Genomic DNA, 20,052 nt, shown 5'->3' on the forward strand with positions numbered 1-20,052 from the left:
TATGAATAGAAGATCATTATTAAAAGGAGGTTTGCTCACCGGTTTGGGCTTACCTTTTGTAGGTTTAAAAGATGTGGTAGCCAAACCACTGATAGGCGGTAAAAAAGCTAAAAACATCATTATGATGGTTAGTGATGGGATGAGTATCGGTACGCTGAATATGGCAGATTTATATGCCAATCGCACCTTTGGTAAAAGCAGCAAATGGTTAGGTTTATATCGCGATAATAAGGCCGTTAGGGCTTTAATGGATACCGCTTCTGCCAGCTCTATGGTAACTGATTCTGCTGCGGCAAGCTCCTCATGGGGCGGCGGTATGCGGGTGAAAAATGGTTCGCTAAATGTTGGGATGAATGGTGAAAAGCCACAACCTATTTTACAAAAATTTAAAGCGCAAGGTAAAAAAGTTGGCTGCGTAACTACGGTGCCCATTACCCATGCTACGCCGGCAGGGTTTTGTGTTAATATTGATAACCGTGGCGGGCAGGATATTATTGCTGAAATGTACCTCAGCCTGAAATTTGATGTAATGATGGGTGGCGGGCATAAATACTTTGGCGAAAAAAGAGCAGGCGGTAACCTGATTCCTAAATACCTAACCCAAGGGTACCAGGTTGCAGAAAATCGCACAGAAATGTTAGCCTTTACTTCATCTAAACCGGTTCTGGGCTTATTCGCTGAAGATGGAATGCCATATGAGGTAGATCGCCAACATGATCAGGAACTGATTAAAAGCACCCCAACATTAGCAGAGATGACAGTGAAGGCCATTGATCTAATGAAAAATAATAAAGCTGGTTTTGCACTTCAGGTAGAAGGTGGTAAAGTAGATTGGGCTGCGCATGCGAATGATTTAAGCGGATTAATTTTTGATCAGCTGGCTTTTGATGAAGCCGTTGGAAAAGTAATTGAATTTGCTGAAAAAGATGGCGAAACATTGGTTATTATCACTACAGATCATGGCAATGCAAACCCCGGTTTATTCTATGCAGATGAAGCAAATAAAAAATTTGATACCCTGCAGCGTTTTAAACACAGCAATAGCTGGCTTTTAGCGCAGCTGAATCAATCTTTTAGCGAACAAAAGATTATTGATCTGATCAAAGAAAATCAAGGTTTTGAAATGAAACCTGATGATGTAAAGTCGCTGCTGGTGCATTTTAAAGATATTGTTCCAGGGCAACTTTACAATGAATCTAACCTTCCATTTTATGAATATGGAAAAATTTTGGGGAAATGTACAGATGTACAATGGGCGGGCATGAACCATACCGGAGATTATGTGGAGTTAACCATGTTTGGGCCTGGATCTGAAAACCTGAAACCCTTTGTTAAAAACTATGAGCTTCACAACTTTATGCTGAAAGCAGCAGAAATGCCAGAAGCCTTTTTAGTAAAAGCTTAAACTAAACTACAACCTCATCATCAAAATGCCTGCTTTTGCAGGCATTTTTTCCTATTAATCATCTTTAAAATTAATCATGATATTTAATTTAAAATACATACTGTCAATAGGTTTTGTTATGCTATTGCTCAACCTTAATCAAGCTAACGGACAAGAAAGCAATACACCAAAAACAATTGATTTAGGTTCTGGCATTTGGCTAAAGGGCGATTTACATGTCCATTCAAGGCACAGTACGGAATCTTCAAATAATTCTATCTCTAAAATTATCAACTTTTCGAAAGCTGTAAAAATGGATTATTTATGCATCACCGATCATGATAATCATGTAAACGGCGATGTGGCACACCACACCTGGACTGATCCTGAATTTAAGTCAGATTCTTTGTTGCTGCTTTATGGAGCAGAATGGACCACCACCAGGGGCCATGGAAATGTATTTTCTGCTAAGCCATATGATCATCAGCGACTGTTTGATGTACGAGATCAACGTGATGTAAATATTGGAAAAGTTAAAAAATCACTGAATATCCATTTATCGGCTAACCACCCAAGCGGTAAGGATAATTTTGGTTTTTCTTATGATTTGGTACAGTCGATAGAAGTCTGGAATTCGGCCATGTGGACTAAAAATGCAAATGCCATGATGATTTGGGATGATATGCTTTCTTCAGGCCGAATGATGACGGGTAGAGGAGGAAGTGATACACATCATGGAACGCCAACTGCTGGAGAAAAACCAAGTGAAAATACTTATCAGGCTGCATTTAATTATATTGGAACACCAACTACCTGGGTATACGCAAAAACAAGAAGTTTGAGTGCCATTGTTGATGCCTTAAATCATGGTAGGGTAGCAGTGAGTGCAAACCCTTATTCGCCACGTGTGGAGTTTTATGCAGATGCTAATGGAACGGGTAAGTTCGACCTGATGATGGGTGATAATACCGTTTCAACAGGCAAGCCAGTAAAATTTCAGGTACAGTTGATGGGTAACACGCTTTCAGGTGAAATGTATTCGGTTTCCGTTATTAAAAATGGAAAGACACTAAATACTTATCAGGTTAAGGGCGATGCTCCGGTGATTACCTTTACAGATGTTCCTGATTTGAAGGGACGTACTTATTATCGGGTAATGGTACAGGGTAAGGTTAATGATTATCCTCAGGTTCCAAAATCAATGGCCTTGAGTGAGAAAATGGTGAGCTTGTCTAATCCAATTTACTTTAATTTTGATCCGAAATTTTAAATGCTGTATTAACTGCAGGAACATGACGATTTAAGAATAGTGAAGGGATTTTGAAATATATATCAGATTTTAAATGTATTTTAAATCTTATGGTATTGTATGTATTATTGTTAATTAATAATCTTTGCTTACTGATTACTATCTGCAAGATCATTTCTATAGATATTTACCTCCTTTGGCAACATTGGTTTTATCGTAATTGCTTATATAAATACGATTTTGCCGCTTAAATCATACTAAACATTTGTGCTAGAAAATTATTTAATTGATCCAGTTATCCATAAATGCATTGGGTAATTTTATTTCAATTAATAATTTATCTAACCAAAAATAATTCCAATGAAAAAAAAACTATTCAGTGTTATCGCCATTGCATTGCTTATGGCAGGCTGTTCCAAAAATGAGGTTGACAATGTAAAGCCACAAGGTTTGTCTGATAAAAATAGTTCGGTGCAAACAGATTCTGCAAAAAAAGCTGCGGTGGAAGGAACCGCATCAATTGATGCTTCAACAATTCAGCAAACTATTAAAGGTTTTGGCGGGGCGAATATTGTTGCCTGGACAGGAGATTTAACCAGCGCACAAAGAACTACTGCATTTTCACCAACAAATGGTATAGGTTTAAGTATTGTCCGCGTACGTGTGCCTAATTCCAGTTCAGAGTTTGCCGCAGAAAAGCCTACTATCGATGCTTGTAAATCATTCGGAGGTTCAGCAATTGCATCTGCCTGGTCTGCACCTGCATCTATGAAAACCAACAATAACATTGTGGGTGGCAAAATTAAAACTGCTTCTTATGGTGCTTATGCTGCGCATTTAAGTTCATTTAATTCTGCAGTAGGAGGCCTTGCCGCCATTAGTCCAACCAATGAGCCAGATTATCAGGTAAATTATGAGTCTATGGAACTAACTGCACCAGAAGTGGCTGATTTCGTAGCTGCACAAGGTAGTAATTGTGGTGCGCCAATCATGGCCCCGGAGCCTTTTCAAATGAATCAAACTTATATCAATTCATACCTTAGTAATGCAACGGCAAAATCTAAAACAAGTTTTGTTTGCGGTCATATTTATGGCAAAACACCTTATAATTTGGGTAACGTAGGTAAACCCGTTTGGATGACTGAACACTACACCAACTCCAGTATCAGTGGTGATGATTGGTCTAATGCCATGAATGCTGCAAAAGAAATTCATGATTGTATGAATGCTGGCTGGAGCGCCTATGTATGGTGGTACATCAGAAGAAGTTATGGACCAATGAGTGAAAGTGGAAACATCCAGAAGGTTGGTTATGTAATGGCCCATTATGCACGGTATGTACGCCCTGGATATAGTAAAATTTCTTGTACTTCAAACCCAACAACTGGTGTTTATGTAACAGCTTACAAAAGCGGATCTAAATTGGTAATTGTAATTGTGAATCAGAACAATGCCGTAACCTATCAGCCATTTAGCTATAGCGGGATCACAGTTAGCGGTTTTAACCGTTATTTTACAACCAGTTCTACCAATCTCAGCACCAATAGTATTGCTGTTTCTGGTGGAAGCTTTGGAATTAATCTTGAGCCTTCAAGTGTAACCACCTTGGTGTCATACTAAATAGCCCTGATATTTAACATTGAGTTAAAGGCTGTATCATTTTTTTAGAAAATGATACAACCTTTTTTTCTTAAATGTTACATTAAAAGCATTTATGGGCTTGTTTTTTCTGCTAAAATTTAATAAGCTTGTTTATTATAATTAGTTAGAAGCAGATTATGTCAATAGAGATTGTAGCGAAAGAACATATAGAATATTTAAATATTATTAACGCAAAAGAAGATCATACCACAGACCTGAAAACTAAACTTGATGAAGCGCAGCGACTTGGGAATGAATTTAAATCAAAAGCTGTAATTACATTTAATACCACAATCGGACCAAAACGGGTTGATACTACTGTTTGGTCTGTAACAGAAAAATATATTCAACTTAAAAATAACATTCATATTCCTCTTAAAAGCCTGATTGATATCGAATTTTAGGTTGCTTGTAAAGGAAATAAATCATCCCGCATTTATTAACCTTAACCTAAAATGAATGAGTACGCTCCATAAAATTGCTTTAACGTTTATCAAATCCATTGGTCCGGTAAATGCTAAAAACCTGTTGGCCTATTGCGGAAGTGCCGAAGCTGTATTTTCAGCCAGTCGAAAACAATTACTCCAAATTCCTGGGATAGGAGAGAAAACCGTTGAGGCCATTTTAAAAACCAATGCTTTAAAAAGAGCACAGGAAGAGTTAAATTTTGTAGAAAAGCATGGAATAGAAATTCTATTTTTTTCTGATGAAAATTATCCCAAAAGGTTAAAGAACTGTATTGATTCACCTATTTTACTTTATTTTAAAGGTAAGACTAATTTCAATCATCCACGCATCATTAGTATCGTAGGAACCAGGAATGCAACAGATTATGGGAAGAATTTGTGTAAGCAACTTTGTGAGGTACTCTCTAATTACGATGTGTTAGTAATAAGTGGCTTAGCCTATGGGATTGATGTTACTGCCCATAAAGAATGCCTGGCAAATAATATTGCTACGGTAGGTGTTTTAGGTCATGGATTAGACAGGTTGTACCCGCAAATTCATAAGCCTGTTGCACAGAAAATGGTGCTCAATGGTGGCTTGCTTTCAGAATTTCCTACACTAACCAATCCTGACCGGCCAAATTTTCCGCAGCGCAATCGCATTATTGCTGGTATTGCAGATGCAACTATTGTGGTGGAGGCTTCCATTAAAGGTGGCGCACTGATCACTGCCGAAATTGCCAATTCTTATAATAAAGATGTTTATGCTTTCCCTGGCAGAACCAATGATGCGTTTTCTGAAGGCTGCAATTTTCTCATTAAAACCAACCGTGCCGGATTGATTAATAGCGCTAAAGATTTAATTTATTATCTGGGATGGGATGATGATATAAAGGAAAAGAAGAAACAACCTCAAACTACTTTACAGCTTCACCTCACTGCAAATGAGCAAAAGGTTATTGATTTGCTACAGAATGGCCAGCTGGCTATTGATGAACTCTCTATAGCTACAAATATCCAGCAAAGTAAACTGGCCATTGTTATTCTTACACTAGAAATGCAGGGGATTATCATTTCATTACCTGGAAAGGTTTATAAGTTGGCGTGAAGGTTTATATTTAACTTCAAAGATTTCTTGGCTACGCTCAAAATGAAGATTAATATTCTGAATGATTGTCATTTTTACACTACAAATAATAATGATGTCGTTATCGATGAGATGAGGACTAATACTCCGAGCGATTGTCATTTCACGCTCGAAATGATAGAGAAATCCTTATTGCGAAGCACGAATCAATCTATTTTATCGATTCTTCTATGGAGATTGCTTCATCGGCTGAAAAATCCTCTTCGCAATGACGATTTTTCGTAAGGCGAATCATTAATATTTAATTGCTATATGTCTTTTTACTAAAGTGCAATGGTAGCTTAGAACGCTGTTAACTAGGCTTACTAAGTTCAAAGATTTCTCGGTTACGCTCGAAATGACGATTAAAACGCCGATAATTCACATCGCATAAAAAACCTTAATTGTATTTTACCCAATATTCAACCTATAATGCCTATGTAAATTGTAGTTAATGAAATATAATTCTATTAAATGAATGTTTTTAAAATTATGTTTCAAATAAAATATAGATTATAAAATACTTAATGCCTTTGCTTAAATTTGTTGCATGTGGTATAATAATATTTTAGAAACCATTGGCAATACGCCTTTGGTAAAATTAAATACAATAACGAAGAATGTTCCGGGTACAATCCTGGCCAAAATAGAAACAACTAATCCAGGCAATTCAATCAAAGACCGTATGGCGGTTAAAATGATAGAAGATGCTGAGAAGAGTGGTAAGTTAAAACCGGGTGGAACCATTATTGAAGGAACCTCAGGTAATACAGGAATGGGGCTAGCTATGGCTGCGATTATTAAAGGCTATAAATGTATTTTTACCACCACTGATAAGCAATCAAAAGAAAAGGTTGATGCTTTGCGTGCTTTTGGTGCAGAAGTAATTGTTTGCCCTACCAATGTTGAACCTGAAGATCCACGATCTTATTATTCTGTTTCTTCGCGTTTGGAACGTGAGGTTCCAAATTCATGGAAACCAAATCAATATGATAATTTAGCCAATTCTCAAGCACACTATGAACAAACTGGTCCGGAGATCTGGGAGCAGACCGAAGGTAAAATTACTCACTTAGTGGTAGGTGTAGGTACCGGTGGAACCATCTCCGGAACTGGTAAATATTTAAAGGAAAAAAATCCCAATATCAAAATCTGGGGAATTGATACTTATGGATCAGTTTTTAAAAAATATAAGGAAACTGGGATTTTCGATAAGGATGAAATTTATCCTTATATCACTGAAGGTATTGGAGAAGATTTTTTACCCGCAAATGTGAACTTTGATGTCATCGATTTATTCGAAAAAGTAACAGATAAGGATGCGGCCTTAATGACTCGGGATATTGCCCGTAAAGAGGGGATCTTTGTTGGGAATTCTGCTGGTGCTGCTATCGGAGGTTTAATTCAGTTGAAAGATAAATTAAAACCTGAAGATGTGGTGGTGGTGATTTTTCATGACCACGGAAGTCGTTATATGGGTAAAATGTATAATGAAGACTGGTTACGTGAACGTGGATTTTTGCAAGATGAAAAACTGACAGCAAAATCAATCATTGCAAAAAAAGAATCAACAGAGATTGTTACACTTGATACGCAGAAATCCGTTCTGGAAGCTATCAATACCATTAAATCAATGAATATCTCTCAAATTCCGGTTACACAGCAGGGCATGATTGTAGGTAAAATTGCAGAAAGTGATATTTTAACCGCGTTACTCGAAAATCCAGGATTGAAATCAGCGCCAATTTCTGAAATCATGACGGCTACTTTCCCTTTTGTTGATTTGAACACTTCGATTGATAAAATTTCATCATTAATTAATAAAGAAAACTCTGCTGTTTTGGTTGAAGATGCATCTGGAAAAATTGAGATCATTACGCAATATGATATTATCAATGCTATTTCTGGGTAGAAAGGGTAATGGGAAACAGATAATAGAATGTTGTCAATAGAAAATAGAAATGGTGAAGTCTTATCTCAATTTATTGATTGTATTAAAGGGCTAAATTAATTGCAAACGGAAACGAACTATTATAAATTACAAGAATCAACTCGCTTTATCTTCATTGAGAACCGAAGCGTTTGATGAAGCGAAGGAGTGAAGCAATCTGACTAACAGATTTAACAAAATAGATGGCTTCCCCGAAAATTCGGGGCGGGCTGTCGTGCCTCCTCGCAAGAACGAAAATGTAAATAAAAAACGCCCAGGAAAAATTTTTCCCGGGCGTTTTTACTTTAATGCTCTCTTCGCTTTAAGCGCTAATTTTTCGGCTTTAATCCTTCAGCTTAACCTAGTGGCTTGGCGCATCAGCATTCACACGCTTAATTTGTGCACCTAAGGCACGTAAACGCGTATCAATATCCTGGTAACCACGTTCAATCTGTTCGATGTTATAAATGGTTGATTTACCTTCTGCAGAAAGCGCTGCAATCAATAAAGAAACACCAGCCCTGATATCTGGAGAAGTCATGCTAATTCCACGAAGTTTATATTTTTTATCAATACCATTAACCGTAGCACGGTGTGGATCGCAAAGAATGATTTGTGCACCCATATCAATCAATTTATCCACAAAGAATAAACGGCTTTCGAACATTTTCTGATGGATTAAAACATTGCCTTTCGCTTGCGTAGCCACAACCAAAACGATGCTCAATAAATCTGGCGTAAAACCTGGCCAGGGAGAATCGGCGATGGTTAAAATTGAACCATCTATAAAGGTGTCAATTTCATAATGTTTTTGCGAAGGCACATAAATATCATCACCTCTGCGCTCTAGTTTAATCCCCAGTTTCTTAAAAACTTCAGGTATTACACCAAGTTCATCATAACACACATTTTTGATCGTGATTTCTGATTCTGTCATGGCAGCCATACCAATGAAAGAGCCAATTTCAATCATATCAGGCAGCATTCTATGTTCTGTACCGCCTAAAACTTTAACACCTTCAATAGTTAATAAGTTAGAGCCGATACCAGAGATTTTTGCACCCATTCGGTTCAGCATTTTACAAAGCTGCTGTAAATACGGTTCGCAGGCTGCGTTGTAAATGGTGGTTGTTCCTTTGGCTAAAACTGCGGCCATTACAATGTTGGCTGTTCCCGTTACTGAAGCTTCATCCAATAAAATATAAGCACCTTGCAAGTTGGTTGCATCAACATTAAAGAAAGCTTTTTTGCTATCATAAACGAATTTAGCACCCAATTTTTCAAAGCCAATGAAGTGTGTATCCAACCTTCTGCGGCCGATTTTATCACCGCCTGGTTTAGGAATAGCAGCCTTACCAAAGCGGGCCAACAGTGGGCCGACAATCATAATTGAACCACGTAAACCACCACCTTTAGCTTTAAAAGTTTCAGATTCGAAGAAGTTTAAATTGATGTTCTTAGCCTCAAAAGTGTAAGTGTCTTTATTGATGCGTTCAACCAAAACACCTAAATCGCCCAGTAATTCGATTAATTTATTTACATCTTTAATATCCGGAATATTGCTGATGGTTACCTTTTGTTCGGTAAGCAATACTGCTGATAAAATCTGCAAAGCCTCATTTTTAGCGCCTTGTGGAGTGATTTCGCCTTTTAATTTAATTCCGCCTGTTATTTCAAATGCGTTCATATATTTTTCTTTTACTAACCCGTTCGTCATGCTGATCCGATAGCTATCGGATTTATTTCAGCATCTAATTTTATTGATTCTGAATCAAGTTCAAAATGACGGATGGTTATTAATATTTTGGTTTATTGTTGTTATTTGTCCTTCCGCGGTTATTGTTGTTATTGGTATTATTCTGGCGGTTTTTTCCGTTGTTGTTATTGGTTCTTCCGCGGTTGTTGTTATTGTTATTATTCTGACGCGGATTTTGTGCCCTAAATTCAACCTTTGCCAAATTTACGCCTTCATCCAGTGATAACAAGCCACCAGATAGATATTTTAAATCTTTAATAATAGTATCATCACTCACATTATCCTTATTCCAGGTAACGTAAGCCATTTTCATAAAGTTTGCAATCCCCTGAACCATTACTTTTTTATTTTCAGGATTTTCTTCACGCATGGCTTTCTCAATCAGGTTTTCTACCGTTTTACCATAATGTTTGTAGGTAATTCGCTGCTGCGGATAGGGAAGAGGCTCTGGTTTTTTAAAGGCGTTTTCTGGAAGTGGTTTCGGATATGGACTTTCCACATCGATCTGATAACCAGAAATGATGTGGAGGTGATCCCAAAGCTTGTGTTTAAAATCGGCAACATCACGTAAATGAGGTTGCAAAAATCCCATTAGGTCGATTACGGCCTGTGCATATTTATTGCGTTCTTCAATGGTGGGTAATTCGCAAATATACTTCACCATATTCTGAACATTGCGGCCATATTCTGATAAAATCAGATGACTGCGCGTTGTATTATAATCAAAATTCATGTATAGATAATTTAATGGATAAATCTTCCGGCGATACGAATTATGAAATAACCAAGGGGGGGAGATGAGGTTATGAATTCACCGAAATGTCTATTGCCGGACTTTCGTTATTATATTTTCAAAGATAATAAAATATATTAAAGTTACTAACCCGGAATAAAGTTACTAACCCTAATCAACATATTGCCTGATAGGGTTAGTAACTTTTAATTTTAAACCTCATCACTATTTTTTGGGTAATCGAAAAATACTAAATCTCCGGTACCTTTGCTTACCATTTGCCATGAATCAAAAGGGAAGGAGATCAATACCATGCCGGCAGTAGGAACATTATAAATATCGGCATTGCTTAATTCGTTAGCTAAATCTGTAAAACCAGGATTATGACCGAACATTATAATGCTGTCTGCAGCATCATCAAAACCATTAATTACTTTTAGAAGCGTTTTAGAATTTGCTTCGTAAATTAATTCTTCAAATTGGATTTCATCAACCTGATAGGCTTCAGCGAAATATTTTGCGGTAGATTTCGCCCGTTTTGCCGGACTACTTACCATCAAATCAAATTTGAAACCACGGTTGATCAATCGCTCTGCCATTTCCGGTGCATTTTCTTTACCTCGTTTATTCAGTGGACGATCAAAGTCTGTTAAACCTGCATTTCCCCAGTCAGATTTTCCGTGTCGAACCAATAATAATTGCTTAGCCATTTAAGTTTTCTTTAATTTTGTTTACAATGGTTTGTGGATCAATAATATCCATGCAACTTTCAACACCACACAGGCAGGGTTTGTTTCCATAAATAGAATTTGGCCTGGAGGGATGCTCGATTTGAACACAGTTGCTTTCAGATTGACCATAGCCTAAGAAACCAGCATAAGGATGTGTTGGCCCCCAAATAGAAACCACAGGCACGCCGACCAGAGATGCCATATGCATGCCGGAAGAATCCATGCTTAACATTACATCAAGATTAGAAATAAGGGCAAGTTCTTCCAGAAGATTATACTGGCTTATTAAACTATAAGTATTTGGGAATGTTTTAGCCCATTTTTCTGCCTTTTCCTGCTCTTGCTTGCCTCCCCCAAAAATGAAAATCTCGTAACCCGATTTAGATAAATCTGCTATTACTTTTTCCATTTTTGCAGTAGGATAAACTTTATAGATGTGTTGCGCAAAAGGAGAGATGCCTATCTTTTTTTTCAGCTCATTGGCAAATAAATGCTTGGCCTTTTCCGGTATGATTTGTGGCTTTTGATTTAGCTTATGACTTAATTCAACTTTAAAACCCAATGCTCTGAAAACATCAGCATAACGCTCTACGGTTTGACGCAGCGGCTTAAAAATTTTATTAACAGAACGTGTTAACGCCTTCTTTTCTGCCCTTCCTTTATCAATCCTGTCGATTTTTATTCCTGTAAACCGGAAGAAGGTTGAAACTATCCTGCTGCGGAGATTGTCGTGTAAATCGGCTACAGCGGTAGGCTTATAACTCTGAAGTTCTTTATAAAGTTTGAATAATCCAAAAATGCCTTTATGGGTAGTTTTAGGTTGAATGGCGTGGAAAGTAAGGTTTTCAATTCCTTCAAAGAATGGCTGAAAAGCTCCACGACTAACCATAATGATTTCCGTCTTTGGATTTTGCCGGGAAAATTCTTTCAATACACAAGCGACCATTGCCACATCACCCATGGCTGAAAAGCGTAAAACGATAATTTTTTCTTTTATTAACATTGGCTTTCCGCTTTAACCTTTTAGCTTTAATCTCTCAGCTTTTGGCTTTCTGCTTTAATCTTTCACCTCTAACCTTTATTATACAACACCGGATTCAAACTTGGATCGTTATACATTTTCATCTGTTTATATACTTTCATGTATTTCTTGCCGGCTTCAATATCTGCCAGTAATTCATCAATACTGTTTGATAAATCTTCGCGCTGCGATAATAGAATATTAAGTTTAGTTTGGCATTGTAAACGGTGTTCGGCTGTAGCTGTTACACGTTCTGCTTCCTCCTGCATGTGGTAAATTTTCAGTGCCAGGATCGAAAGCCTGTCAATTGCCCATGCCGGACTTTCCGTATTAATTTTTGCCTCTGGCAAAGCTGTTATTCCCTGGTAAAGATTTAGAAAATAACCATCAATAAATTCAACCATATCCGTACGGACCTGGTTTTGTGCATCTATCCGTCTTTTCCAGCTTAAACCTTCAACCGGATCAATGTTCGGATTGCGAACCACATCTTCCATGTGCCACTGTGCCGTATCAATCCAGTTTTTTACATATAAAAGATGCTCCAGGCTTTCAGCATCATACGGGTTTTCAACTGGGTAGTCAATATCGTCGAATTGATGGTAATCGGTAATAACCTGATTAAATATGCGGTTGGCAATTTCACTGATCATGAGGGCAAAGATATTAAATTTAGGATGATTACACAGATACCTTTGGCATGATTACATTGATTGATGGATGACACAAATTAATTTGAAGAGATTAAAACAAATAAAGAAAGTTTAATTTTTCCCTAAAGCCTAAAGCCTAAAGCCTAAAGCCTAAAGCCTAAAGCCTAAAGCCTAAAGCCTAAAGCCTAAAGCCTAAAGCCTAAAGCCTTTTTCCATCAAAATATGTCGTGATCTCTTCCAAAGAAAAAGCATTTAGGCATTTATCTGCACTTAAGCCCCCTTTCCGGGCAACCAAAATTCCATAACGTGTATCATGAAAACCATCAGTTCGGTGGGCATCTGGATTTACTGAAAGTAGTACACCTTTTTCAAGCGCGTAACGGTGCCAGCGCCAGTCAAGATCCAATCGAAGGGGATTTGCATTAATTTCGATCACCACCTGGTTTGCAGCACAGGCATCAATAATCTTTTTATAATCGATCGGGTAACCCGCACGACTCAATAACAAACGGCCAGTTGGATGGCCTAAAATAGTGGTATAAGAGTTTTCAACCGCTTTTAACAAACGGGCAGTTGCCTTTGCTTCATCCATTCTTAAATTGCTGTGAACTGAAGCCACCACAAAATCAAAAGTTTTTAAAATATCGTCAGAATAATCTAAAGAACCATCACTTAAAATATCACTCTCAATGCCTTTAAATATTTTAAAAGGGGCCAGTTTTTGATTCAATTCGTCTATTTCCTGGTGCTGGCCAAATACCCGCTGTTCATTTAATCCTTTAGCATAAACCGCGGTTTTGGAGTGATCGCAGATACCTAAGTATTCGAGATTTAAAACATCCTTGCAATACACAGCCATTTGTTCTAAAGTATGTACGCCATCGCTCCAGGTAGAGTGATTGTGCAGACTGCCTTTTAAGTCCTTATCGGTTATTAAAACCGGTAGCTGATGGGCTTTAGCCAATTCAATCTCATCAAAATCTTCACGAAGTTCGGGTTCGATAAAAGAGAGTCCTGCTTTAGTGTAAATTTCATTTTCATTTGCAAAAGGACCATCACCAGCAAGTGTAAGTACTTTTTTTGCATGCTCAGGATTTCCTGTAAGCCTAAACCATTCTAAATAAAAATCAGCTTTATTTACCACGAAGATTTTAATTCTTAAACCAGCTTCAGTAGTAGTCATAAAAGCTTCTTCACCAGCAATAAGCGACAACGGTTCAAAAGAGACTAATTGATCTTGAACATGTTCAAGATTTTCTGCTCCGACAACGATTTCAAGCTCGTCTATAATTTCACAGGCCCGGCGGTACTGCCCTGCAAATCCCAGTAATGAGTGGTTATCTATGTTGATCAGCCATTCAGAAATCTGTGTAAACAGCGTATTGGCAAAACCTTCCACCTGTGCAAAAAGAAATCTGCCGTTCGCTGCCAGTTTAAACTCAATGGCATTTTTGATTTCTTCCTGGGTTTTCAAACCAAAACCTTTAGCCTCAATTAAGCGATTTTCGTTACAAGCATAATACAATTCACCAATGCTTTCAATGCCGAGTGTTCTCCATATAATCAGAATTTTTTTTGGTCCGATACCTTTAATACTCAACATTTCTATCACACCATCAGGCGTTTGTTCAATAATATCATTAAGTTCTTTCAGCTCTCCGGTTTGTAGTAACTCTACTATTTTTGCGGCTAAACCTTTGCCTATCCCTTCAATCTGATCAATTTCATTTATGGGCTTATCTTTCAGTGCAAAAGGTAGTTTATCCACTTTAAAATAAGCATTGGCCACTGATTTTATTTTGAAAGGATTCTCTTCATGCAATTCCATTAATTGCGATAAAAAGCGTAAAGTACGGGCGATGGTTTTGTTTTCCATAAGCGGTAAAATTAGAAAATATTGTGCTAAAACTGTTGAGGGTGGTAATTTTTCAAACAGAAATGGTAAGGCATTGTTTTTCAGTGATGAAAGTGGTAAAAATGATCTTATTGGGTTTAAGCCTGAGCTTATCTGCCTGCAAATCAAACCCAAAAACGGATTTAAATGGCAATCAGGCAACAGCAAATGATAACGGTTCCGGTAAAATTTTAGATGAAAAGTTTTTGATTGTTCCGGGCCGATCAGTAGGTGAGATTTCTTTAGGCGATGATATACATATGCTGAATAAACTTTTAGGAAAGCCTGATTTAAGCGACGCTGCAATGGGTAAGGCCTGGGGAATATGGTTCAGCAAAGATTCTGTTGATGGAATGCGTAATGAAATAGCCATTTATTCTGCTTATCGTGATACCAGTATGCGGGTAAAGGAGGTAAAACAAATCCGATTTACTGCCGGTCAATTTAAAACACAAGGTGGGTATTCAACGGGGAGGACTTTAAACGATACCAAATTAAAGTTTCCGGCAATAGAAAAAATTGTTTCTTATTTGAATGAAAAATTAGATACTGTAACCGTATATGATTCAAAGGCTGATGGCATTAGTTTTGAATTTTTGAAACAAAAAAGCATCGCCATAACTATTCATCCCCTCAATCAAGCCATGAATAATACCTATTTTACCTTGCATCCAAATTGGAAGTTAATAGAATAGCCAGCTCCATTAATAAAAGAAACATCAAACAAGTAGTGAAACAAAATCAATAATCAAAGTTTCTTTTGTAAGCTGAAAATTAAATCTCCACCTTGCAAGCCAAATATCATATAATGAAAAAGTACTTTTTAATGCTATGCTGCATATCCGTTATTGATGCCAATGTCTTTGCACAGGCACCAAATCCTATATTTAATCAGGATAGTTTAAAACTTATTTCTTCACAATTCAAGTTTACCGAAGGTGCATCTGTAGATCGGAATGGGAATGTTTTCTTTACCGATCAGCCAAATGATAAGATCTGGAAATATGACATAAATGGAAAACTAAGCTTGTTTATGGAAAAATCGGGCAGGGCCAATGGTACCTATTTTGACAAAAAAGGCAACCTGATTGTTTGCGCTGATGAACACAACGAGATCTGGGCAATTGATCAGCATAAAAAAGTAACTGTTTTATTTTCTGATTTTGAAGGGAAGAAGGTGAATGGTCCGAATGACCTTTGGATAAATGCCAAAGGTGGAATTTATTTTACTGATCCCTATTACCAGCGCGATTACTGGACGAGGAAATCGCCAGAAGTTGATGGAGAAAAGGTGTATTATTTACCTAAAGGGAAAAAGCTTGCAAAAGTAGTAGCAGAGGGGATGGTGCGACCGAATGGTATTGTCGGTACGCCTGATGGTAAATATTTATATGTGGCCGATAGAAATGCCGATGTTACCTATCGGTATGAGATTAATCCTGATGGTTCATTAAGCAATCGAAAACTTATTTTAAAGCAGGGATCTGATGGGATGACATTGGATAGTGCCGGAAACATTTATATTACAGGAAAGGGCGTAGATATTTACCAACCGAACGGAGAAAAAATTGGACATATTAATGTGCCGGAAGATTGGTGTGGAAACATTTGCTTTGGAGGAAAGGATAGAAATGTACTTTTTATCACTGCATCTAAATCGCTATATATGATTAAGACAACTGGGAGAGGTGTCGAATAATAGCGCTGGATGTGTATGTCATATTCTATTCACTAAAGAGTATTAAAATGAATTAATTTTATTTCTGTTCAGTTTATTCAACCCCCTAAAATATTAAATCGATTAATTAGTTTTGGTTTCCTACTTATAGGGATAGACAACTAAAAAAGGCCTTTTCAGGATTGAAAGGCCTTTTTCTTTTTACAGCCCGTTACCTCCATTCTAAAACATGCTTATCAGCTAATTCATAAAAATAAGGTAGCGCATTTCTGTATAAATCTGTAGAAAAGTGTAAACTTAGCTTTACGATTTTTGATCATAATGAGATGCTAATGCTGAATTGCTGACCATCAGCGGTAATTTTGTTTCAAATTGTCTGATTATGAAACGATTGTTATTTTTATTCTTGTTCCTTTTTCTCTTTGCTAAGTTGAATGCACAGCAGAAGCCAAGAGTACTCACTGCAAAAGTGGTATATGATGCAGTTTATCATGCGGAGAAAGGAATGAAAATTTATCCTAAATTTCAAGGAAGTATAAATGATCATGCAGATTTGGTATTTAATACCTGTTTTTATCTCGAAAATGGGAAGGAACTAGAAAGTTTTAATAACTTTTATTGTTGTGAAAGCGGTAAGATAGCCACAGTCGAACATCCAACCGCCCAGAATTTGATTGCAAATGATGGATTATTTATTTTTATACCTTATGCTAAACTCAATCTTAGTCCGAAGAAAGTACATAAAGTTAAATTTGCACTAATGGCATTTGAACAAGACCAGTTGCCAAAATCAAGTGTATATTACCATAGTATTATCAATATGCTATAAAACTGGTTTTCATTCAAAGGCCGATTTAAAACTTAAATTATTTTTCAATAGAACAGGTTACCACAGGATGGTTCGTACCCCTGATTTTTGCATATTTGAACATTAAAATTTAGTTTAGCTCAACGAGATCTCACCCTTGATCAAACATTTCGGAGATTCGTAAATCAACAAGGCATTTTCATGAGTAGCAACGTTTTATCAGTCAATTCAAAAATCTTTATGAATTATAAGTCGCTGTTTCTACTTAAAATATTTTTGTTCGTACTATTTTCGAATGTATCATTTGCACAGCAAACGCATTATAAATTTGATTTTGGTTCTGGTAGAATCGCTAAGGGTTTTCTGAATGTTTCATCTAATACCAGGTTTGAAAATAATGGGAAATATGGTTTCGACTTTAATTCTAAAGTTAAAGATGTAAAGCAGAAGGGTAAAAGTCCGCTATTGACTGATGGCGTAATAAGTAACCAACCTTTCTATTTTTCAGTGGCTGTGCCTGAAGGAAATTACCAGGTAACACTAACCTTTGGAGATGCAAAAGCCGCTACATTAACCACTGTTAAAGCAGAATCTCGGAGGTTAATGCTAGAAAACGTAGAAACAAAAGCCGGAAAGTTTCTGACTAAAACTTTTATTGTAAATATTAAAAATCGAAATATTGCAGGTGGGCAAGTCGTTGTTTTAAAACCTCGTGAACTCACCAAACTGGATTGGGATGATAAGTTAACTCTAGAATTTGATGGACATACTGTGCTGAGGACTATGGAAATCAGTAAAGCAGATAACCAGATTACGGTGTTTTTGGCTGGAAACTCTACGGTGGTCAATCAGGATGACGAACCCTGGGCCTCCTGGGGGCAAATGATTCCCCGTTTTTTTAAACCCGGCGTAGCCATTGCCAATCATGCAGAATCTGGATTAACTTTAGCTTCATTTATCGGAAGCGGGCGTTTAAGCAAAGTCTTGAGTGTTATGAAACCTGGCGATTATTTATTTATCGAATTTGGTCACAATGATCAAAAAGAAAAGGGTGCAAATGATGGTGCTTACCGATCTTATACCGAAAGGCTTAAAATGTTTATTTCTGAAACCAGGAAGAAAGGTGGGATTCCTATAATTGTAACCTCTACCAGCAGAAGATCATTTGATTCTGTAGGTAAAATTCAGAATACTTTAGGTGATTTTCCTGAAGCCGCCAGGAAGGTCGCTCAATCTGAAAATGTTGCTTTAATAGATCTGAATAAGATGACCACCCAACTTTTTAATGCTTTGGGTGAAGAGCCGTCAAAAAAAGCTTTTGTACATTATCCAGCAAACCGTTATCCTGGTCAAAATACGCCTTTAGCTGATAATACTCATTTTAACCCATACGGTGCTTATGAAATTGCAAAATGTGTAGTTCTTGGCATTCAACAGCAAAAGTTAGGCTTAAACAAGTACTTAATCAACAATCGACCGAGTTTTGATCCATCTCAACCAGATGATCCAGCCAGTTGGATTTGGCCTGAAAGTCCTAAAAGTAGTTTAGTTAAACCTGATGGGAATTGACATTTATCCCCGACTTACGAAGTTTCGGTGGCTAGGTGAGAAGAGAAAACTTCGTCAGTCTAAATAAAAAATCACTCTAATGGTTAGTGTCTCACCGACCAGTTTAAATATGTTAGCCTTGAATTTGTATGCACTTTTCTCGGTTGGTGAGACACCAACCGATAGATGAAATAAAAAATCACTCTAATGGTTGGTGTCTCACCGACCAGTTAAATATGTTAGCCTTATTGAATTTTGTATGCACTTTTCTCGGTTGGTGAGACACCAATAGATAGATCAATATATAGATTTCATTTAAACTTGCGAAGTTCTGCCCCGCTCAGGTCTTTAAGACTTCGCAAGTTAGCATTTCGACTTACGAAGTTTCAGCGGCTAGTTGAGAAGGGGAAACTTCGTCAGTCTAAACATTGATTTAAACCAACAGATAGATGAAACATATAAACTGGCGAAGTTCTGCCACGCTTCAGGCCTTTTAAACTTCTCAAGTTGGTTTACTGCTTCAGCAACTCATCAAGTTCTTTCTGTTTGATGGTCAAAATTGTTCCATGTCTTAATCCTTTTGGTAAAGAAATCTGATCAGAAACATCCTTCCAATTTTTTAAATCTGTCGACAAAATAGCGCCATACTGATGATCACGGTATTTATCAAAATAGACGAGCCAACTCTTCCCTATTTTTACAGTAGTCGGTCCTTCTGCCCAATAATTACCAGTTATTGCAGCGCTGGCTTTTGAATAGGGGCCAATGAGTTGATTTGCATAAGCGATTTTAATATTCTTTTGGACTGGCTCCCGGGTTTCATCTTTTAAAAACATGATGAATTTCCTATGATCCTTTACAATGGATGCATCAATTACATTAAATCCTGGCTCATAAAGCAATCTCGTTTCGGAAAAAGTCTTAAAATCCTTCGTTATGATATAATAGATTCTATGGTTATAAGCATCTTCCATTTTTGATGCAGTTTCTATAAACTTACCCGAAACAGTAGAAGCCCAATAAATCATATAGTTTTTGGTACCACTGTCATAAGTAATTTCAGGTGCCCAGGTATTTCGGGCGCCATCTTCTTTAGCCATAACCGGGATAAATTGTTGCGCACTCCAGGTAATTAAATCTTTAGAACTGGCATAGCCAATCCCCTTATCTTTCCAGCTCACTGTCCACACCATATGAAATAATCCATCTGCACCACGAATGATACAAGGATCTCTCATTAACTTATCCTTACTAACAGTAGGTTTTAAAAATGAAGAATCGTTTTTTAAAGCCTTCCATTGATAAGCATTATGGCTATAGGCCAGGTGTAACCCATCTTGTCCGTTATTTTTAAAATAAGCGAATAAATAGACATCCTTCTTTGATTGAGCCTGGGCATCAACTTGGATGAAAAGAAGCCATAAAGCGATATAAAATAGTTTCCTCATTAGCTG

At 37.2% G+C, this 20,052-nt stretch carries 17 protein-coding genes; 10 read left to right on the plus strand and 7 right to left on the minus strand.

Going from position 1 to position 20,052, the window contains the following annotated elements; all coding sequences use genetic code 11:
• Nucleotide 1: 1 nt before the first annotated feature.
• The 6 genes from AN34_RS19500 to AN34_RS19525 all read left to right on the plus strand — a co-directional run bounded on the left by AN34_RS19500 (nt 2) and on the right by AN34_RS19525 (nt 7,758).
• Entirely contained in the window at nt 2-1,405 is a 1,404-nt protein-coding gene (locus AN34_RS19500; RefSeq protein WP_029288389.1) for an alkaline phosphatase, read from the plus strand.
• A gap of 118 nt (nt 1,406-1,523) precedes the next feature.
• Nucleotides 1,524-2,654: a CehA/McbA family metallohydrolase gene (locus AN34_RS19505; protein WP_231625588.1), complete on the plus strand. Its 1,131-nt coding sequence runs from the start codon at nt 1,524-1,526 to the stop codon at nt 2,652-2,654.
• 339 nt (nt 2,655-2,993) lie between these two features.
• The gene (locus AN34_RS19510; RefSeq protein ID WP_051666734.1) at nt 2,994-4,253 is read left to right on the plus strand and encodes a hypothetical protein; all 1,260 of its coding nucleotides are present in this window, start codon (nt 2,994-2,996) and stop codon (nt 4,251-4,253) included.
• Between the two features lie 158 nt (nt 4,254-4,411).
• A complete protein-coding gene (locus AN34_RS19515; RefSeq protein ID WP_029288396.1) occupies nt 4,412-4,678 on the plus strand; it encodes a hypothetical protein in 267 nt (88 codons plus the stop codon).
• Nucleotides 4,679-4,733: 55 nt separating this feature from the next.
• On the plus strand, nt 4,734-5,828 hold the full coding sequence (gene dprA / locus AN34_RS19520; protein WP_029288398.1) for a DNA-processing protein DprA: 1,095 nt from the start codon (nt 4,734-4,736) through the stop codon (nt 5,826-5,828).
• A 568-nt stretch (nt 5,829-6,396) separates the two neighbouring features.
• Nucleotides 6,397-7,758, plus strand: a complete 1,362-nt coding sequence (locus tag AN34_RS19525) for a pyridoxal-phosphate dependent enzyme (RefSeq protein ID WP_029288400.1) — start codon at nt 6,397-6,399, stop codon at nt 7,756-7,758.
• Between the two features lie 379 nt (nt 7,759-8,137).
• On the opposite strand, the gene murA is transcribed toward AN34_RS19525, so the two are convergent.
• The 6 genes from murA to AN34_RS19555 all read right to left on the minus strand — a co-directional run bounded on the left by murA (nt 8,138) and on the right by AN34_RS19555 (nt 14,546).
• Nucleotides 8,138-9,463, minus strand: coding sequence for a UDP-N-acetylglucosamine 1-carboxyvinyltransferase (gene murA, locus AN34_RS19530; protein WP_029288403.1), 1,326 nt, complete (start codon nt 9,461-9,463; stop codon nt 8,138-8,140).
• A gap of 109 nt (nt 9,464-9,572) precedes the next feature.
• Nucleotides 9,573-10,265, minus strand: coding sequence for a DUF4290 domain-containing protein (locus AN34_RS19535; protein ID WP_029288405.1), 693 nt, complete (start codon nt 10,263-10,265; stop codon nt 9,573-9,575).
• A gap of 212 nt (nt 10,266-10,477) precedes the next feature.
• Nucleotides 10,478-10,975: a histidine phosphatase family protein gene (locus AN34_RS19540; RefSeq protein WP_029288407.1), complete on the minus strand. Its 498-nt coding sequence runs from the start codon at nt 10,973-10,975 to the stop codon at nt 10,478-10,480.
• A complete protein-coding gene (locus AN34_RS19545) occupies nt 10,968-11,999 on the minus strand; it encodes a glycosyltransferase family 9 protein (protein ID WP_029288410.1) in 1,032 nt (343 codons plus the stop codon). Before AN34_RS19545 ends, AN34_RS19540 begins: the two co-directional genes overlap by 8 nt.
• 68 nt (nt 12,000-12,067) lie before the next feature.
• Nucleotides 12,068-12,670, minus strand: coding sequence for a DUF4254 domain-containing protein (locus tag AN34_RS19550; RefSeq protein WP_029288412.1), 603 nt, complete (start codon nt 12,668-12,670; stop codon nt 12,068-12,070).
• Between the two features lie 199 nt (nt 12,671-12,869).
• A complete protein-coding gene (locus AN34_RS19555; RefSeq protein WP_029288415.1) occupies nt 12,870-14,546 on the minus strand; it encodes a DNA polymerase/3'-5' exonuclease PolX in 1,677 nt (558 codons plus the stop codon).
• An 86-nt stretch (nt 14,547-14,632) separates the two neighbouring features.
• On the opposite strand from AN34_RS19555, the gene AN34_RS19560 reads away from it, so the two are divergent.
• The 4 genes from AN34_RS19560 to AN34_RS19575 all read left to right on the plus strand — a co-directional run bounded on the left by AN34_RS19560 (nt 14,633) and on the right by AN34_RS19575 (nt 18,619).
• The gene (locus AN34_RS19560; protein ID WP_036677683.1) at nt 14,633-15,259 is read left to right on the plus strand and encodes a hypothetical protein; all 627 of its coding nucleotides are present in this window, start codon (nt 14,633-14,635) and stop codon (nt 15,257-15,259) included.
• A gap of 113 nt (nt 15,260-15,372) precedes the next feature.
• Nucleotides 15,373-16,263, plus strand: a complete 891-nt coding sequence (locus tag AN34_RS19565) for an SMP-30/gluconolactonase/LRE family protein (RefSeq protein WP_029288421.1) — start codon at nt 15,373-15,375, stop codon at nt 16,261-16,263.
• Nucleotides 16,264-16,624: 361 nt separating this feature from the next.
• Nucleotides 16,625-17,071 (plus strand): hypothetical protein, encoded by a 447-nt coding sequence (locus tag AN34_RS19570; protein WP_029288423.1) that lies wholly within the window; start codon nt 16,625-16,627, stop codon nt 17,069-17,071.
• Nucleotides 17,072-17,326: 255 nt separating this feature from the next.
• Entirely contained in the window at nt 17,327-18,619 is a 1,293-nt protein-coding gene (locus tag AN34_RS19575) for a rhamnogalacturonan acetylesterase (protein WP_231625589.1), read from the plus strand.
• 491 nt (nt 18,620-19,110) lie between these two features.
• Here AN34_RS19575 and AN34_RS19580 read toward each other — a convergent pair whose 3' ends face one another.
• Nucleotides 19,111-20,046 (minus strand): glycoside hydrolase family 43 protein, encoded by a 936-nt coding sequence (locus AN34_RS19580; protein WP_029288428.1) that lies wholly within the window; start codon nt 20,044-20,046, stop codon nt 19,111-19,113.
• Nucleotides 20,047-20,052: the final 6 nt, after the last annotated feature.

It is taken from the genome of Pedobacter sp. R20-19 (assembly GCF_000708265.2).
Taxonomy (GTDB): Bacteria; Bacteroidota; Bacteroidia; order Sphingobacteriales; family Sphingobacteriaceae; genus Pedobacter.

Excerpts from the sequence above, each read along its gene's own strand:
- AN34_RS19500 (WP_029288389.1), top strand. The coding sequence starts at position 2 with ATGAATAGAAGATCATTATTAAAAGGAGGTTTGCTCACCGGTTTGGGC.
- AN34_RS19505 (WP_231625588.1), top strand. The coding sequence starts at position 1,524 with ATGCTATTGCTCAACCTTAATCAAGCTAACGGACAAGAAAGCAATACA.
- AN34_RS19510 (WP_051666734.1), top strand. The coding sequence starts at position 2,994 with ATGAAAAAAAAACTATTCAGTGTTATCGCCATTGCATTGCTTATGGCA.
- AN34_RS19515 (WP_029288396.1), top strand. The coding sequence starts at position 4,412 with ATGTCAATAGAGATTGTAGCGAAAGAACATATAGAATATTTAAATATT.
- dprA (WP_029288398.1), top strand. The coding sequence starts at position 4,734 with ATGAGTACGCTCCATAAAATTGCTTTAACGTTTATCAAATCCATTGGT.
- AN34_RS19525 (WP_029288400.1), top strand. The coding sequence starts at position 6,397 with ATGTGGTATAATAATATTTTAGAAACCATTGGCAATACGCCTTTGGTA.
- murA (WP_029288403.1), bottom strand. The coding sequence starts at position 9,463 with ATGAACGCATTTGAAATAACAGGCGGAATTAAATTAAAAGGCGAAATC.
- AN34_RS19535 (WP_029288405.1), bottom strand. The coding sequence starts at position 10,265 with ATGAATTTTGATTATAATACAACGCGCAGTCATCTGATTTTATCAGAA.
- AN34_RS19540 (WP_029288407.1), bottom strand. The coding sequence starts at position 10,975 with ATGGCTAAGCAATTATTATTGGTTCGACACGGAAAATCTGACTGGGGA.
- AN34_RS19545 (WP_029288410.1), bottom strand. The coding sequence starts at position 11,999 with ATGTTAATAAAAGAAAAAATTATCGTTTTACGCTTTTCAGCCATGGGT.
- AN34_RS19550 (WP_029288412.1), bottom strand. The coding sequence starts at position 12,670 with ATGATCAGTGAAATTGCCAACCGCATATTTAATCAGGTTATTACCGAT.
- AN34_RS19555 (WP_029288415.1), bottom strand. The coding sequence starts at position 14,546 with ATGGAAAACAAAACCATCGCCCGTACTTTACGCTTTTTATCGCAATTA.
- AN34_RS19560 (WP_036677683.1), top strand. The coding sequence starts at position 14,633 with ATGAAAGTGGTAAAAATGATCTTATTGGGTTTAAGCCTGAGCTTATCT.
- AN34_RS19565 (WP_029288421.1), top strand. The coding sequence starts at position 15,373 with ATGAAAAAGTACTTTTTAATGCTATGCTGCATATCCGTTATTGATGCC.
- AN34_RS19570 (WP_029288423.1), top strand. The coding sequence starts at position 16,625 with ATGAAACGATTGTTATTTTTATTCTTGTTCCTTTTTCTCTTTGCTAAG.
- AN34_RS19580 (WP_029288428.1), bottom strand. The coding sequence starts at position 20,046 with ATGAGGAAACTATTTTATATCGCTTTATGGCTTCTTTTCATCCAAGTT.